We start from the raw sequence: 15,142 nt of genomic DNA, 5'->3' as shown, positions 1-15,142 counted from the left end.
TAGCGCTTGAGAAAAGCGCACGGGCGGCCCGCGCTTTCACGCTGCCCTTCCCGAAGCCCGGCGCCTGATAACACGGGGTGTTCGCAGTCGCAACCAAGCCGAGGTGATCGTGTTCGGCCAAGTTCGCGAAAAAATGTGTTTATCCGTCAGACGTTGACGCGGCGGAACACGCCCGAGGCCGCGCCGGCCAGGATCCCGTCGGCGGTGCGGGCCTCGGCCTGGGCGAACACCAGGCTGCGGGTGGCCCGCTCGATCCAGCCGCGCGCCGAAACAGCGCCGGCTCCGGTCCCGGCTCCGACCCCAGTCTTGGCGTAGTCGATGGTCAGCGAGACGGGCGCGGCGTCTGCGCCTGCGGCCTGGCGCAGGGCGTCTTCGAGCTGGAGGGTCAGCGGCTGGGTCATGACGACGATCTAATCCTTGCGCGGACGAAGACGAAAGGCGCGACAAAGAAAAAGGGCGGCGGAAGCGATCCGCCGCCCCATCAGGCGAATGGTCGAGGAAACAGCCAGAGAAGACAGAAGCCTCTGGGTACGCTTACTAGGAAAGAAGGATCAGGCGGCCTTGGCCGAGGCGTTGCAGCGCTCCAGCTCTTCGGCGGCCAGGGCCTTGGCGTCGCCGCCGAAGGCCGAGACGCGGCCGGCCTCTTTCGCCAGCGCCTTGCACGAAGCGACGCTGAGGGCCCGCGACGGGGCCGAAGTTGCGACGCAGGCCGCATCCTCGCAGACGAAGACGGCGCCGCCGGCGACGATCTTGGTCTTGGCGGAGACGGGCTTTTCGAGAGTGACCGCCAGGCGGCCATCGGCCAGGGCGGGGGCCGCGACGAACGCGGAAACGGACAGGGCGGCGACAGCCGCCAGGGCGCGGAGCTTCATGGGGAAAGCCCTCCAGCTTCGGGGATGATGGAAAGATCGATGATCGCGGCGTAAGCTGTACTGGCCGCCCGGCCCCGTGGGATGTGGACGCCAGTTATCCCCACCGGCGCCGCGAAACCGAACTAAGCACTGCTTAGATATCAGCGTTCAGAAATCACGCAAGCCGGTTTTTGTTCGCGTGCGCATATTTTATCGAAACTGAGATTTTCGGGCGGGACGCGCGCCCTCAGAGCCCGAGGATGGAGTCGATCCGGCTCTCGGCCTTGGCGTGGATGGCGCGGTCCTGGACCATGCCTTCCATGCGGGCGTAGCGGCCGTCCTTGCCGGCCTTGCGGCGCAGGCCGTCGGCGGTGACCACCACGGGCGGCCGGCGCGCATCGGTCATCGCGCCCAGCAGGGCGGCGAACACCGCGCCGACGGCGGCGGCCAGCACCGGCCCGGCGAAGTCGATGGCGCTCTCGCCGAAGATGGCGTGCAACTGGACCAGAATATGCTCGCGATTGACCTGCCGCGACAGGATCTGCAGCGACCAGGCGGCCAGGCCCTGCACGACCCCTGCCACGACCACAGCGATGACCACCCCCACGAAGCGGGGGCGCCAGAAGAGCCCGAGCAGGGCTCCAACCAGGGCGAAGGCGACCATCAGGACCATGGCGGCGATCCTGCGCCCGTCTCCTCAAAAGGAAGTTAAGCCCCTGATGGACGCGAGTTAATCCGATACGCGGATGACGAGAGCCGGAGACGGGGCCATATAAATGCGATCGGCGGCCGCCAGCCGTCTTACGAGGGACCCTTCATGTCGCAGCTGCGTTCGCCGGCCCGCCTGGCCCTTGCCTCCGCCGCCCTGGCCGTGACCCTGGCCGGCTGCGGGATCAACACCATCCCCACCCAGGACGAAAAGACCAAGGCCGCCTGGGCCGAGGTGCAGAACCAGTACCAGCGCCGCTCGGACCTGATCCCAAACCTGGTGGCCACGGTGAAGGGCTACGCCGCCCAGGAAAAGGACGTCCTGACCTCGGTGACCCAGGCCCGCGCCAGCGCCACCCAGGTCAAGGTCGACGCCTCGACCATCACCGACCCGGCCGCCTTCCAGAAATACGCCGCCGCCCAGGACCAGCTGACCGGCGTGCTGGGCCGGTTGATGGTGATCCAGGAGCAGTACCCGGACCTGAAGTCGAACCAGAACTTCCTGGCCCTGCAGAGCCAGCTGGAAGGCACCGAGAACCGCATCACCATCGCGCGGCGCGACTACAACGAGACCGCGCGGGTCTACAACACGAGCCTGCGCACCTTCCCGACCATCCTCTGGGCCAAGACCTTCTATGGCGGCCAGAAGCCGGCCCAGCTGTTCGAAGCCTCGGCCGCGGCCCAGACCGCCCCGACCGTCAGCTTCGACGCCCCGGCCGCACCCGCCGCCCCGTCCCAGCCGGCCCCGGCGCACTAGGGTGACGGCGACGGCCCAACTCCTCCCCCGCCTGCGGGGGAGGGGGCGAGACGGGGCGCCGCGCTCTGTCACTCGCCCCCTCCGTCACGCTGCGTATCCGCAGCGCGCCACCTCCCCCGCTTCGCGAGGGAGGAGCTGGCCGGCCGCCCTTGCCTTCGGGTTCATCGCTCTTCTCGCCTTCGCCACCGCCGCCTTCGCCGCCCCGACCTTCCCGCCGCTGAGCGGCCGGGTCGTCGACCAGGCCGGCATCCTGTCGCCGGCCGCCGAGCAGCAGCTGAGCGACGAGCTGGCGACGCTGGAGAAGCAGACCGGCCGCCAGCTGGTGGTCGCCACCCTGTCCAGCCTGCAAGGCTACGAGATCGAGGACTACGGCTACCAGCTGGGTCGCGCCTGGGGGATCGGCGAGAAGGACAGGAACACCGGCGCCCTGCTGATCGTGGCGCCCAGCGAGCGCAAGGTCCGCATCGAGGTCGGCTACGGCCTGGAGCCGGTGCTGACCGACGCCCTGTCCAGCGTCATCATCCAGAGCGCCATCCTGCCCCGCTTCAAGGCCGGCGACATGGAGGGCGGCATCGTCGCCGGGACCGACGCCATCGTAAAGCAGCTGTCGCTGCCCGACGGCGAGGCCAGGGCCCAAGTCGCCCAGGCGGCGCAGGTCGAACGCCAGGACGACGGCGGCGGCGTGCCGGTGGTGGCGATCTTCATCGCCTTCATCGTCGCCGTCATGATCCTGCGCGGCATGTTCGGCCGCCGCCGCTATCGCCGCAGCGGGCTCGGCGCGGCGGTGGGCGAGGCCCTGCCCTGGATCCTGATCAACGCCCTGACCAGCGGCGGCGGTAGTCGCGGCGGCGGAGGCGGCTGGAGCGGCGGTGGAGGCGGCGGCGGGTTCTCCGGCGGCGGCGGCTCGTTCGGCGGCGGCGGATCCTCGGGGAGCTGGTGATGAGCGACATTCTTTCCCGCCCCGACCAGCTGCGCATCGCAGACGCCGTTCGCGCGGCGGAGGCCGGCACCATCGGCGAAATCCGCTGCGTGCTGGCCCCGCGCATCGAGCCCGACCGCCCCGCTCCCGTCCTGGCCTGGGCGGCGGGCGCGGCCCTGCTGCTGCCGGCCTTCGGCCTGCTGGCCGGCCTGCGCCCCGAGTGGCTGACCCGCCTGTTCGGCGGCTGGAGCGTCGGCCACGCCGCCGCCCAGGACGGCGCGATCCTGTCGGCCCTGCTGGTCTATCTAACCCTGCAGGCGGCGGTGTTCGCCCTGGCGACCGCCGTGCTGTCGATCCCGCCGCTGCGCACGCGGCTGCCTACCGGCGAGAGCGCCGCCGAGCGCGTTCGGCGCGCGGCCATGGACTATTTCCTGTCCAGCGACCTGCGCGCCACGGAAGGCCGCACCGGCGTGCTGATCTTCGCCGCCCTGGCCGAGCACCGCGTCGAGGTGCTGGCCGACGAGGGCGTCCACGACCTGGCCCCCAAGGACGCCTGGTCCGGCGTCGTCGCCGACCTCGTGGCGGGCCTGAAGGCCGGCCAGATCGCCGACGGCTTCGTCGCCGCCGTCGGCCGCGCCGGCGCCATCCTAGCCGAGCACGCGCCCCGCGCCGGCGGCGAGGACCGCAACGAACTGCCCGACACCCCGACCATACTGAGCTGAGCCTCGCGCCTTACGTTTACGTGATCTTCCCCCCGGCGAATTTCCGGCCTACGGTGCCGGCAATTCAAACTAACGTTTAAACAGGGAAGAAGCGCCATGCGCGAAGCGGTCATCGTCTCCTACGCCCGGACGGGCCTGGCCAAGTCCAATCGCGGCGGCTTCAACAACACCCACGGCGCGGCGATGGCCGGCCACGCCATCCAGCACGCAGTGTCGCGCGCCGGCCTCGATGGTCCGGAAGTGGAGGACGTGGTTCTGGGCTGCGGCGGCCCCGAAGGCGCCACCGGCATGAACGTGGCCCGCAACGCCGCCATCTGGGCCGGCCTGCCGGTCACCACCTCGGGCCAGACCGTCAACCGCTTCTGCTCCTCGGGCCTGCAGGCCATCGCGACCGCGGCCAACTACGTGCGCAACGACGGCGCGCCGGTGGCGATCGGCGGCGGCGTGGAGTCGATCTCGCTGGTGCAGGGCGGCGGCCACATGAACCGCTTCCACATCACCGAAGACAAGCTGATGAAGGAAAAGCCGGCCCTGTGGATGGCGATGATCGACACCGCCGACATCGTCGCCAAGCGCTACGGGATCAGCCGCGAATACCAGGACGAATATTCGCTGCGCAGCCAGCAGCGCATCGCCGCCGCCCAGGCCGCCGGCCTGTTCGCCGACGAGATCGTGCCGATGGCCACCAAGATGAAGGTGGTCAACAAGGAGACCAAGGAAGAGAGCCTGGTCGACTACGTCGTCACCAAGGACGAGTGCAATCGTCCCGAAACCACCCTCGAGGGCCTAGCCAAGCTGGAGCCCGTCAAGGGTCCGGGCAACTTCATCACCGCCGGCAACGCCAGCCAGCTGTCGGACGGCGCGGCCGCCGTGGTGGTGATGGAGGCCAAGGAGGCCGCCCGCCGCAACCTCGAGCCGCTGGGCCTGTTCAAGGGCTTCGCCATCGCCGGCTGCGAACCCGACGAAATGGGCATCGGCCCCGTGTTCGCCGTGCCGCGCCTGCTCGAACGCCACGGCCTGAAGGTCGACGACATCGACCTGTGGGAGCTGAACGAGGCCTTCGCCAGCCAGTGCCTCTACAGCCGCGACCGCCTGGGCATCGATCGGGAGAAATACAACGTCAACGGCGGCTCGATCGCCATCGGCCACCCCTTCGGCATGACGGGCGCCCGCTGCGCCGGCCACCTGCTGCTGGAAGGCAAGCGCCGCAAGGCCAAGCTCGGCGTCGTGACCATGTGCATCGGCGGCGGCATGGGCGCCGCCGGCTTGTTCGAAATCTTCTGATTTCGATCAGGACGGAGGACAGCGCCCATCACTTCAAAGAGGCTGAGATCGCTACCGCGATCTCAGCGCGGCGCCGCGGGCCTGTTCGAGACCTTCTAAGGTCGGGCTCGGCGATGCTCCCCCTCTGAGGGAGCTGTCGCGGAGCGACTGAGGGGGGACGTTTTCAGCTGCCGCTGCATTGGCCGGTGTCGCGGCCACTCCCCCCCTCCGGCCCTTCGGGCCACCTCCCCCAGAGGGGGAGGATCTAGATCCCCAGGTCCTTGCGCACGAACCTGTAGGTCTCGCGCCGCTCGCAGGCGCAGGCCTTCATCTGGCCGTCGGGCGTCCACCACACCAGGAGCGGATAGGCGAAGTTCACGCCGTTCTTCTTGAGCAGCGGGACCAGGTCCTCGACCGACTTGCGGCCCGCCTCGATGACGGCGGTGCGGGCGATGTCGCCGTCGGCGGGCTTGAGGCCCGGGGCGGTCCAGGCGTCGACCGGCGTGGCGTCCCACTTTTCCGACAGTTCCCACGAGCGATTGAGCCACAGCTCGGCCACCGTCGCACGCTCGACCGGCGTCGATTTCGGCACGCCGTTGCGGTCGGCGCGGGCGATCTCGATCAGGCGAGTGTCGACCCCGGCCTTGTGCAGGCGCGGATACTCTTCCTTCTTGAAGCGGACGCAGTCGGGGCAGGTGCGGAAGCTGATCATGTAGAGCTTGGGGCCCTTGAGGCCCGGCGACACCCAGCCCGAACCTTCGAGGATCTTGGCGATCTCGGCCTGGTTCTTGGTGATGGTCTTGGGCCGCCAGCGCAGCTCGAAGTTCCACCACGCCCACCAGCCGGCGCCGATCACCACGACCACGGCGGCGAGGCCGGCCCACAGCTTCCAGTTCTTCATCTCGACCGATCCTCTCGGGATTGTTCCCCTGGTGATAGGACGCCCCGCGCGCCCCGGCGACGGCAAAATTCCTGAAAGCCGCTTGAGGCGCGCGCGGGGGACTCTAGATTGGCGCGATGTCTACGCCACAGGCGCCCGAGGGCGCCGCTCCCCTCGAAATCGACCTGCCCGACGAGGCCGCCACCCAGGCCCTCGGCGCCAGCCTGGCCGCCGTCCTGTTTCCCGGCGCGGCCCTGTGCCTCTACGGCCCGCTCGGCGCGGGCAAGTCGACCCTGGCCCGGGCCCTGGTGCGGGCCCTGACCTCGCCCGAGGAAGAGGTGCCCAGCCCGACCTTCACCCTGGTGCAGTTCTACGAGGCCGCCGAGTTCCCGCTGGCCCATTTCGACCTCTATCGCCTGGAGGATCCGGACGAGGCCTACGAGATCGGCCTCATCGAGGCGCTGGAGGACGGCGCGGCCCTGATCGAGTGGCCCCAGCGCCTGGAGGGCCGCCTGCCCCCGCACCGACTCGATGTAGAGATTTCACCTGTTTTGGACGATACGGCCGGCGAAGCCCGCCGCGTCCGCATCACCCCCTTCGGCGCCTTCAAGGAACGCAAGCTTGAGCTCTGACCGCGAGACCCTGAAGGCCGAGTTCCTGGCCCGCCACGGTTACGGCGACGTCCGCCGCCAGCCGCTGGGCGGCGACGCCTCGACCCGCTCGTACGAGCGCCTCCATCGCGGCGATGCGACCTTCATCTTCATGGACCAGCCGCCGGCCCTGGAGACCGCGCCCTGCCCGCCCGGCGCCACGCCGGACGAGCGCCGAGCCCTGGGCTTCAACGCCGCCTACCGCCTGGCCGCCGGCCGGGTGGACGCCTTCGTGGCCGTGGCCGGCTGGCTGCGCGCGCAGGGCCTCTCCGCCCCCGAGGTGCTGGCCGCCGAGCCCGCCCTGGGCCTGGCCGTGCTGGAAGACCTGGGCGACGACCTCTACGCCAGCGTGATCGCCAGCGGCGGCGACGAGCCCCTGATGTACGACGCCGCCGTCGACGCGCTGGTCGCCCTGCACGCGGCCAGGCCTCCGGCGGTGCTGGAGGCCGGCGGCTCGACCTGGCCATTGCTGACCTATGACGACCTGGCCTTGCAGATGGCCCAGGACCTGTTCGTCGAGTGGCTGCCCAAGCTGAAGCCGGTGACCTTCGACGCCGCCGCCCTCGCCGACTGGCAGGCGTTGTGGACGCCGATCCGCGCCCGGGGCGAGGCCGGCGCCAGCGTGTTCTGCCACCGCGACTATCACGCCGAGAACCTGCTGTGGCTGCCGAAGCGCGAAGGCGCGGCCCGCGTCGGCTTGATCGACTTCCAGGACGCCGTGGTCGCCCACCCGGCCTGGGACTTCTCGATGCTGCTGCACGACGCCCGTCGCGACGTGTCGCCGGAAATCGAGCAGCGCGGCCTCGACCGCTATCTGGCGGCCCGCCCGGACCTCGACCGCACGCAGTTCCTGGCCGACTACCACGCGCTGGGCGCGCTCAACATCGCCCGCATCCTCGGCATCTTCGCGCGCCTGGTCACCCGCGACGGCAAGCCGAAGTACGAGAGCTTCATGCCGCGCCTGTGGCGCTATCTCGACAGCTGCCTGGCCGATCCGGCGCTGGCGGGGCTGAAGGCCTGGTTCGACGCCCACGTGCCAGCGGAGGTCCGCTCGTGAGCGCCTCCCCCAAGAAAGCGATGGTGCTGGCCGCCGGCCTGGGCACCCGCATGCGCCCCCTGACCAACGACCGCCCCAAGGCCCTGGTCGAGGTCGCCGGCCGCACCCTGATCGACCACATGCTGGATCGCCTGGCCGAGGCCGGGGTCGAGACCGCCGTGGTCAATGTCCACGCCTTCGCCGACCGGCTGGAAGGCCACCTGAAGACCCGCGCCGGCGCGCCGCAGATCGTCATTTCCGACGAGCGCGGCGAACTGCTGGAGACCGGCGGCGGCCTGCGCAAGGCCCGGCCGCTGCTGGGCGAGGATCCGGTGTTCGTCGCCAATATCGACTCCGTGTGGACGCAGGACGGCGCCCCCGCGATCGACAGCCTGGCCAAGGCCTGGGATCCGGAAAAGATGGACGTCTGCCTGCTGCTGGCGCGGCTGGACCGCACCCTGGGCTTCGACGGGGCCGGCGACTTCTTCATGGCCGAAGACGGCGCCCTGACCTTCCGGGGCGAGGCCCCCAGCGCCCCTTACGCCTACATGGGCGTGCACATCTGCAAGCCGGGCCTGGTCGACGACGGCCCCGAAGGCGCGTTCTCGCTGGCGACCATCTGGCGCAGGCTGGCGCCGCAGGGCCGCGTCCACGGCGTGGTGATGGACGGCTTCTGGATGCACGTGGGCGATCCCGGCGCGCGCGACGAGGCCGAGGCCAAGCTCGCCGGAGCGCACACGGGATGAGCGGCCCGGCCGGTTCCGGCTGGTTCTCGATCCCGGCCCACCGGCCGTTCGTCGACGACGTGGCCGCCGGCCTCGTCGAGCGGCTGTCGCATCTGGGCCCAGACGCCCTGTCGCACGCCACCCTGCTGACGCCTACGCGCCGGGGCGCAAGAGCGCTGGCCGACGCCTTCCTGGCGGTGAACGGCGGGCGGGCCGTGCTGCTGCCGCAGATCCGTCCGCTGGGCGACCTCGACGAGGGCGAGCCGCCGTTCGAGCCGGGCGACCTGGCCCTGGACCTGCCGCCGGCCGTCTCCAGCCGCCGCCGCCGGTTCGAGCTGGCGCGCCTGGTGCACCACAACGCCTCGCTGCTCGACAGCCCGCCCAGCGCCGGCCAGGCCCTGGAGATGGCCAAGGCCGTGTCCGACCTGCTCGACAGCTGCCAGATCGAGGAGGTCCCGATCATCGAGCGCCTCGATGGTTTGGCCGACGGCGATCTCGCCGCCCACTGGCAGGTCTCGGCGCGGTTCATCAGGGCCATGGTCGAGGGCTGGAACGCCCGCCTGCGGGACCTCGACCTGATGGACGTCAGCGAGCGGCGGGTGCGCCTGCTGCGCGCCCTGGCCGACCAGTGGACCGCCAACCCGCCGCAAGGCGTGCTGGTCGCCGCCGGTTCGACCGGCACTGCCCCGGCCACCGCGGACCTGCTGATCGCCGTCTCGCGCGCGCCGCAGGGCTATGTGGTGCTGCCCGGTCTCGACGAGGACCTGGCGACCGACGCCTGGGAGCAGGTCGGCGAACAACACCCGCAGGGCGCCATGCGCCGCCTGCTCCATCGCGCGGGCGTCGATCGCGGCGTCGTGCGCCGCTGGCGCACCGAGGCCGACAGCCGGGGCCGCTGGCGCCGCCGCCTGGTCAACGAAGCCCTGCGCCCGGCCGAGGCCACCGCCGACTGGCTGGCCCAGATCGCCAAGCTGCGCGCGGAGTCCGAAAGCCTCGACCCGATCGCCGAGGGCCTGTCGGGCCTGTCGCTGGTCAACGCCTCGGGCGAGGAGGAGGCCGCCCTGGCCTGCGCCCTCCTGCTGCGCGAGGCGCTGGAGACCCCTGGCAAGACCGCCGCCCTCGTCACCCCCGACCAGCAGCTGGCCCGCCGGGCGGGCCTCTATCTAGCCCGCTGGGGCGTCGTGCCCGACAGCTCGGCCGGCGCGCCGCTGGCCGCCTCGCCCCCCGCCGTGCTGGCCCGCAAGCTGGCCAATCTGGTGCTGGCGCCGCTGGATCCGGTCGGCCTGCTGTCGGTGGCCAAGCACCCGCTGCTCAAGGCCGACGAGGCCGCCCGCACCCTGGAACGATACGGCCTGCGCGGCCCCGCCCCCGTCGACGCCGCCGCGCTGGAACGCCGGATCGCCGAATACCCCGAGGCCGTGGACCTGGCCCGCCGCATCCACGCCGCCGTCGAGATCGCCTGCGCGCCTTATGCCGGCGCGCCCGTCGCCCCGCCGCACCTGGCCGCCGAGGCCCTGACCAAGGCGCTGGAAAGCCTGGTCGAGCCCTCGGCCCTGTGGGCCGGTTCGGGCGGCGAGGCCCTGGCGGCGCTGATCTCGGCCCTGATCGACGACGGCCAGGCCCTGCCGCCGACCAATCCGCTGGGCTTCCTCGACCTGCTGGGCCGGCTGGTCGACGAGGAGACCCTGCGCGTCGGCGGCGCCACCCATCCGCAGCTGCGCATGCTGGGCGCCATCGAGGCCCGCCTGGTCCGCGCCGACCGCCTGATCCTGGCGGGGCTGGAGGAAGGCGTCTGGCCGCAGGCCGCGCCGATCGACCCGTTCCTGTCGCGGCCGATGCGCGGCAAGCTCGGCCTGCCGCCGCCCGAGCGCAAGATCGGCCTGACCGCCCACGACTTCGCCCAGGCCGCCAGCGCCCCCGACGTGATCCTGGTGCACAGCCAGCGTCGCGGCGGCGCGCCGGCCGTCGAGAGCCGCTGGCTGTGGCGGATGAAGACCCTGGCGCGCGGCGCGGGCCTCTCCCTGACCGAACGTCCCGACGTGCTGGACTGGGCCCGGGCTCTGGACGCGCCGGGCCCCTACGCCCCGGTCAAGCGCCCCGCCCCCTGCCCGCCGGTCGAGGACCGGCCGCGCAGGATGGCCGTCACCCGCGTCGAGGCCCTGACGCGCGATCCCTATTCAGTGTGGGCGCGTGATATTCTCAAGCTCTATCCCCTCGATCGGCCCGACGAGCCGGTGGAGGCGCGCGCGCGCGGCACGGCGATCCACGCGGCCTTCGAAGTGTTCGCCCTGACCTATCCGGACGCCCTGCCGGCCAACGGCGCGGAGATCTTCGAGGGCCTCTACATCGCCGAACTGGTCGCCGCCGGCATGCCGCCCTCGGCCCTGGCCCGCGAGCGCGCCCTGGCCCGCGAGGCCGCCCTGTGGGTCATGGACCTGGAGGCCCGCCGCCGCGCGGGGGCGGAAAAGATCGTGGTCGAGGCCGCCGGCGAGATCACCTTCCAGGTCGATGGCCGGCCCTTCACCCTGACGGCCAAGACCGACCGCATCGAGCCCACTCGCGACGGCGCGGCCGCCCACATCCTCGACTACAAGACCGGCGCCGCGCCCAGCCAGAAGCAGGTCGACACCGGCTTCTCGCCGCAGCTGACCCTGACGGCGGCGATCCTGCGCGAGGGCGGCTTTGCCGCGATCGGCCCGCGCGCGCCGGGCGACCTGACCTATGTGCGCGTCACCGGCCGCCGCCCAGCCGGCGAGGAGCAGACCCGCGCCGCCGCCGGCCCCGAAAGCGAGGAGGCCGCCCGCAAGGCCTTCGACGGCCTGGTGGAGCTGATCCGCAAGTACGACGACCCCGACCGCCCCTACCTGTCGCGCACCGCGCCGCAGTTCGTGCACGACCACGCCGGCGACTACGGCCATCTGGCGCGGGTGTTCGAGTGGTCGACCAGCGGCGACGAGGGGGACGGGGAATGAGGGGGGCGGCGTCAAAGATCCTCCCCCCCTGGGGGAGGCGGCCGAAGGCCGGAGGGGGGGCGTTTTCAGCTTCCCGCTCGGTGGCCCATGTCGCAAAGGCTCCCCCCACCGATCGCTTCGCGATCGCCTCCCCCAGAGGGGGAGGATCCCGATGATCGACCCCCAACGCCTCGCCGCCGACCCCGCCATCTCGGCCTTCGTCACGGCCAACGCCGGCTCGGGCAAGACCAAGACCCTGATCGACCGGGTCGCGCGCCTGCTGCTGGGCGGCGCCGAGCCGGCGGCGATCCTGTGCGTGACCTACACCAAGGCCGCCGCCGCCGAGATGCAGCACCGCCTGTTCGACCGCCTGGGCAAGTGGTGCGTCACGGGCGACGAAGCCCTGCGCGCCGAGATCGCCGGCCTGGTCGACCGGCCGGAGAGCGAGTTCGACGCGGTCGCCCTGTCCAAGGCCCGCAGCCTGTTCGCGAAAGCCCTCGAGACCCCCGGCGGCCTGAAGATCCAGACCATCCACGCCTTCTGCGAGAAGCTGCTGCGGCGTTTCCCGATCGAGGCCGGGGTGTCGCCCGGCTTCGAGGTGATGGACGACAGCGCCTCTGCCGCCGTGGCCCAGGCCGCGCTGCACAAGCTGGCCGACCACGTCACCCACAGCGACGACATCTTCGCCCAGGCCTATGCCCGCTTCTCGGTGGCGCTGGACTTCGCCTCGTTCGAGGCGATGTTCGCCACCTTCGAGCACCAGCGCGCGGCCATCGCCGCCTACCGCGAGCGCTGCGGCGGCCTGGAGGGCGTCGAGGCCGACATCTGGAGCGTCTGCGGTTTCGCCGAGCCTACCACCGTCGAGGAGATCGCCGCCCAGGCCATGGACGACCTGGACCCGGTCTTCTGGCGCTCGGTCGCCGACGTGCTGTCGGGCGGCGGCAAGCAGGACTCCGAGCGCGCTGTGATCATGAAGGCCGTGGCGCAGGCGCCGTCGCTGGACGCCGCCCTGGCCCTGCTGTTCACCGAAAAGGGCGCCGGCACGCCGGTGACCTGGGTGGCCAAGACCTCGGGCCTGAAAAGCCGCGAGGACCTGCGCGAACGCCTGCTGGCCGAGCAGCAGCGCCTGGAGGAAGCCCGTGAGTTCCTGCGCGCCGCCAAGGTGGCCGAGGACAGCGTCGCGGTCATGCGGCTGGCGATCCTGTACCTGGCCAAGTTCATCGAGGAGAAGCAGGCCCACGGCGCGCTCGACTTCTCCGACCTGATCGAGAAGACCCGCGACCTGCTGACCAAGCGGGTCGACGCGGCCTGGGTGCTCTACAAACTGGACGGCGGGGTGTCGCACATCCTGCTCGACGAAGCCCAGGACACCGCCCCCGAGCAGTGGGAAATCCTGTCGGCCCTGACCGAGGACTTCTTCGCCGGCGCCGGCGCCCCGGGCCACGACGGCAAGGCGGCCGACGGCCGCACCCTGTTCATCGTCGGCGACGAGAAGCAGTCGATCTATTCGTTCCAGGGCGCCCAGCCCGAGCGGCTGCTGATCGAAACACAAGGCTATATCGCCCGCATCGAGGCCGTGGGCCGGGTGGGCAAGTCCGTGCCGCTGTCGACCTCGTACCGCTCGACCCGGCAGGTGCTCGATTTCGTCGACGCCCTGTTCGAGGCCCCCGACGCCCGGCTGGGCCTGGCCCCCACCGGCGAGGACATCCCCGCCCACGTGGCCTTCCGCAAGGACCATCCGGGTTGCGTCGACCTGTGGCCGCTGGAACGCGAGCCGGCCGCCGCCGAGCGCGAGGCCTGGGACGCGCCGCTCGACGTCGAGACCGAGCAGGGCGCCAACCGCCGCCTGGCCGAGAAGATCGCCGCCGAGATCAAGGCCCTGGTCGAGCGGAACGACGCGGTGTTCGACAAGGACGCCCGCGTCTGGCGCCCGGCCCACTACGGCGACGTGCTGGTGCTGGTGCGGCGGCGCAAGGCGCTGTTCGAAGAGGTGCTGCGGGCCCTGAAGCGGCGCGGCGTGCCGGTGGCCGGCGCCGACCGGCTGTCGCTGTCGGCCCACATCGTCTTCGACGACCTGCTGGCGCTGGGCCGCTTCTGCCTGTTCCCGGACGATGACCTGACTCTGGCGGCTCTGCTCAAGAGCCCGTTCTGCGCGCTGACCGACGATGATCTCTACGCCCTGGCCAAGGGGCGGAAAGGAACGCTGTGGGGCGTGCTTTCGGCGCGGGCCGACGAGCGCCCGGCCTGGCGCGAGGCCCACGCCCTGCTGGACTGGGCGCTGACCGCCCGCCGCCGCCGGCAACCCTACGAGTTCTACGCCCTGTTCCTGGGCAAGCTGGACGCCAACCACGTCAGCAACCGCGCCCGCGCCCTCACCCGCCTGGGCGAGGAGGCCGCCGACGCCCTGGACGAGTTCCTGGCCCAGATCACCAACGCCGAAGCCCGCGGCGTTCGCGACCTGGAGACCCTGGTGGCCGAGTTCGCCGCGCTCGACATCGTGGTCAAGCGCGAGATGGAGGGCGTGCGCCGGCAGGTGCGGGTGATGACCGCTCACGGCGCCAAGGGCCTGGAGGCGCCGATCGTCTTCCTGCCCGAGACGACGATGAAGGGCGGGGCGCGCGGCTCGCCGCTGCTGGCCACGGCCGACAAGGGCTTCCTGTGGTGCGCCTCGGGCAAGCAGGACTGCGAGGCCTCGGCGGCGGCGCGGCGCCTACGCGAAGACAAGGCCCAGCAGGAAGCCTATCGCCTGCTCTATGTGGGCCTGACCCGGGCCCGGGACCGGCTGGTGCTGTGCGGCCGCATCGACGCGCGCACCAAGGACGAGAACGTCGGCGGCTGGTACGCCGCCGCCCGCGCCGCCTTCGCCCATCCCAAGGTGGCCGAGGACGTACGGACGATCGACGAGGAGACCGGGGTGCTGCGCTACGGCCCCGATCCCCTGCCCGCGCCACCGGCCGCCGAGCTGGTCGAGACGCCCTCCGCGCTTTTGCCCGACTGGGCGCGGCGGGCCGCGGAACCGGTCTCGGCCGGCGCCCGCTGGGCCGCGCCCTCGGCGCTTGAGGCCGAAGAGGACGCCGTCGGCTCGGCCCCCTCGCCGCTGGCGAAGATCGAAGGCCTGGGCCGCTATCGCCGGGGCGAGATCATCCACCGGCTGCTCCAACTGCTGCCCGACATCGCGCCGGCCGGACGCCGGGCGGCCGCCGCGCGGCTGCTGGCGGCCGAGCGCGACCTGACCGACGCCCAGCGCACCGAGATGACCGCCGCCGCCTTTGGGGTGCTCGAGGACGACCGCTTCGCCGCCGTGTTCGGCCCTGGCTCGCGCGCCGAGGCCTCGCTGGCCGGCGCCGCCGCGGCCCTGCCAGCGGGCATGGCGATCTCTGGCCGGGTCGACCGGCTGGTGGTCGCGCCCGACCGGGTGCTGGTGGTGGACTACAAGACCAACCGCCCCTCGCCCGACCGCATCGAGGACGCCGATCCGGCCTATCTGTCGCAGATGGCGGTCTATGCGGCGGTGCTGGCCGAGATCTTCCCCGGGCGGCGGATCGAGGCGGCGATCGTGTGGACGGATGGCCCCAAACTGATGGCCGTTCCAGAAAACGTGCGGGCGGCGGCTCTTTCGCGCCTCTTCTGAGTTATTGCCGGACGCGCGCCCCGCGCCTACATCTTCAGCCAAGAGGCGG

The 15,142-nt window shown here is 71.6% G+C and carries 13 protein-coding genes; 9 read left to right on the top strand and 4 right to left on the bottom strand.

Going from position 1 to position 15,142, the window contains the following annotated elements; genetic code table 11:
* Positions 1 to 146: 146 nt before the first annotated feature.
* The 3 genes from SGCZBJ_RS05515 to SGCZBJ_RS05505 all read right to left on the bottom strand — a co-directional run bounded on the left by SGCZBJ_RS05515 (position 147) and on the right by SGCZBJ_RS05505 (position 1,524).
* Positions 147 to 401, bottom strand: a complete 255-nt coding sequence (locus tag SGCZBJ_RS05515) for a hypothetical protein (RefSeq protein ID WP_101717013.1) — start codon at positions 399 to 401, stop codon at positions 147 to 149.
* A gap of 150 nt (positions 402 to 551) precedes the next feature.
* Positions 552 to 872 (bottom strand): DUF8200 family protein, encoded by a 321-nt coding sequence (locus SGCZBJ_RS05510; protein ID WP_101717012.1) that lies wholly within the window; start codon positions 870 to 872, stop codon positions 552 to 554.
* Between the two features lie 226 nt (positions 873 to 1,098).
* The gene (locus tag SGCZBJ_RS05505) at positions 1,099 to 1,524 is read right to left on the bottom strand and encodes a hypothetical protein (protein WP_240621418.1); all 426 of its coding nucleotides are present in this window, start codon (positions 1,522 to 1,524) and stop codon (positions 1,099 to 1,101) included.
* A 144-nt stretch (positions 1,525 to 1,668) separates the two neighbouring features.
* Here SGCZBJ_RS05505 and SGCZBJ_RS05500 point away from each other — a divergent pair, with 144 nt between their 5' ends.
* The 4 genes from SGCZBJ_RS05500 to SGCZBJ_RS05485 all read left to right on the top strand — a co-directional run bounded on the left by SGCZBJ_RS05500 (position 1,669) and on the right by SGCZBJ_RS05485 (position 5,241).
* Positions 1,669 to 2,316: a LemA family protein gene (locus tag SGCZBJ_RS05500; protein WP_101717011.1), complete on the top strand. Its 648-nt coding sequence runs from the start codon at positions 1,669 to 1,671 to the stop codon at positions 2,314 to 2,316.
* A gap of 1 nt (position 2,317) precedes the next feature.
* A complete protein-coding gene (locus tag SGCZBJ_RS05495) occupies positions 2,318 to 3,256 on the top strand; it encodes a TPM domain-containing protein (protein ID WP_165799244.1) in 939 nt (312 codons plus the stop codon).
* On the top strand, positions 3,256 to 3,957 hold the full coding sequence (locus tag SGCZBJ_RS05490) for a TPM domain-containing protein (protein ID WP_101717010.1): 702 nt from the start codon (positions 3,256 to 3,258) through the stop codon (positions 3,955 to 3,957). The genes SGCZBJ_RS05495 and SGCZBJ_RS05490 overlap by 1 nt, the downstream gene beginning before the upstream one ends.
* Positions 3,958 to 4,053: 96 nt before the next feature.
* Positions 4,054 to 5,241, top strand: a complete 1,188-nt coding sequence (locus SGCZBJ_RS05485; protein WP_101717009.1) for an acetyl-CoA C-acyltransferase — start codon at positions 4,054 to 4,056, stop codon at positions 5,239 to 5,241.
* A gap of 244 nt (positions 5,242 to 5,485) precedes the next feature.
* Here the strand turns inward: SGCZBJ_RS05485 and SGCZBJ_RS05480 are convergent, their stop codons facing one another.
* Positions 5,486 to 6,121 carry a hypothetical protein gene (locus SGCZBJ_RS05480; protein ID WP_101717008.1) on the bottom strand — a complete coding sequence of 212 codons (636 nt, stop codon included), beginning with the start codon at positions 6,119 to 6,121 and terminating at the stop codon, positions 5,486 to 5,488.
* Positions 6,122 to 6,237: 116 nt separating this feature from the next.
* On the opposite strand from SGCZBJ_RS05480, the gene tsaE reads away from it, so the two are divergent.
* The 5 genes from tsaE to addA all read left to right on the top strand — a co-directional run bounded on the left by tsaE (position 6,238) and on the right by addA (position 15,093).
* Positions 6,238 to 6,732, top strand: a complete 495-nt coding sequence (tsaE, locus tag SGCZBJ_RS05475; RefSeq protein ID WP_101717007.1) for a tRNA (adenosine(37)-N6)-threonylcarbamoyltransferase complex ATPase subunit type 1 TsaE — start codon at positions 6,238 to 6,240, stop codon at positions 6,730 to 6,732.
* Positions 6,722 to 7,807, top strand: a complete 1,086-nt coding sequence (gene amgK, locus SGCZBJ_RS05470) for an N-acetylmuramate/N-acetylglucosamine kinase AmgK (protein WP_101717006.1) — start codon at positions 6,722 to 6,724, stop codon at positions 7,805 to 7,807. Before tsaE ends, amgK begins: the two co-directional genes overlap by 11 nt.
* Positions 7,808 to 7,827: 20 nt before the next feature.
* The gene (gene murU / locus SGCZBJ_RS05465) at positions 7,828 to 8,532 is read left to right on the top strand and encodes an N-acetylmuramate alpha-1-phosphate uridylyltransferase MurU (protein ID WP_101717005.1); all 705 of its coding nucleotides are present in this window, start codon (positions 7,828 to 7,830) and stop codon (positions 8,530 to 8,532) included.
* Entirely contained in the window at positions 8,529 to 11,483 is a 2,955-nt protein-coding gene (gene addB / locus SGCZBJ_RS05460) for a double-strand break repair protein AddB (RefSeq protein ID WP_101717004.1), read from the top strand. Before murU ends, addB begins: the two co-directional genes overlap by 4 nt.
* A 151-nt stretch (positions 11,484 to 11,634) precedes the next feature.
* A complete protein-coding gene (addA, locus tag SGCZBJ_RS05455) occupies positions 11,635 to 15,093 on the top strand; it encodes a double-strand break repair helicase AddA (RefSeq protein ID WP_101717003.1) in 3,459 nt (1,152 codons plus the stop codon).
* Positions 15,094 to 15,142 lie beyond the last annotated feature (49 nt).

Origin of the sequence: Caulobacter zeae (genome assembly GCF_002858925.1) — a bacterium.
In the GTDB taxonomy this organism is placed as follows: domain Bacteria; phylum Pseudomonadota; class Alphaproteobacteria; order Caulobacterales; family Caulobacteraceae; genus Caulobacter; species Caulobacter zeae.
Note: the sequence above shows the minus strand (reverse complement) of the source record. Positions and strands in the feature narration are given on the sequence as shown.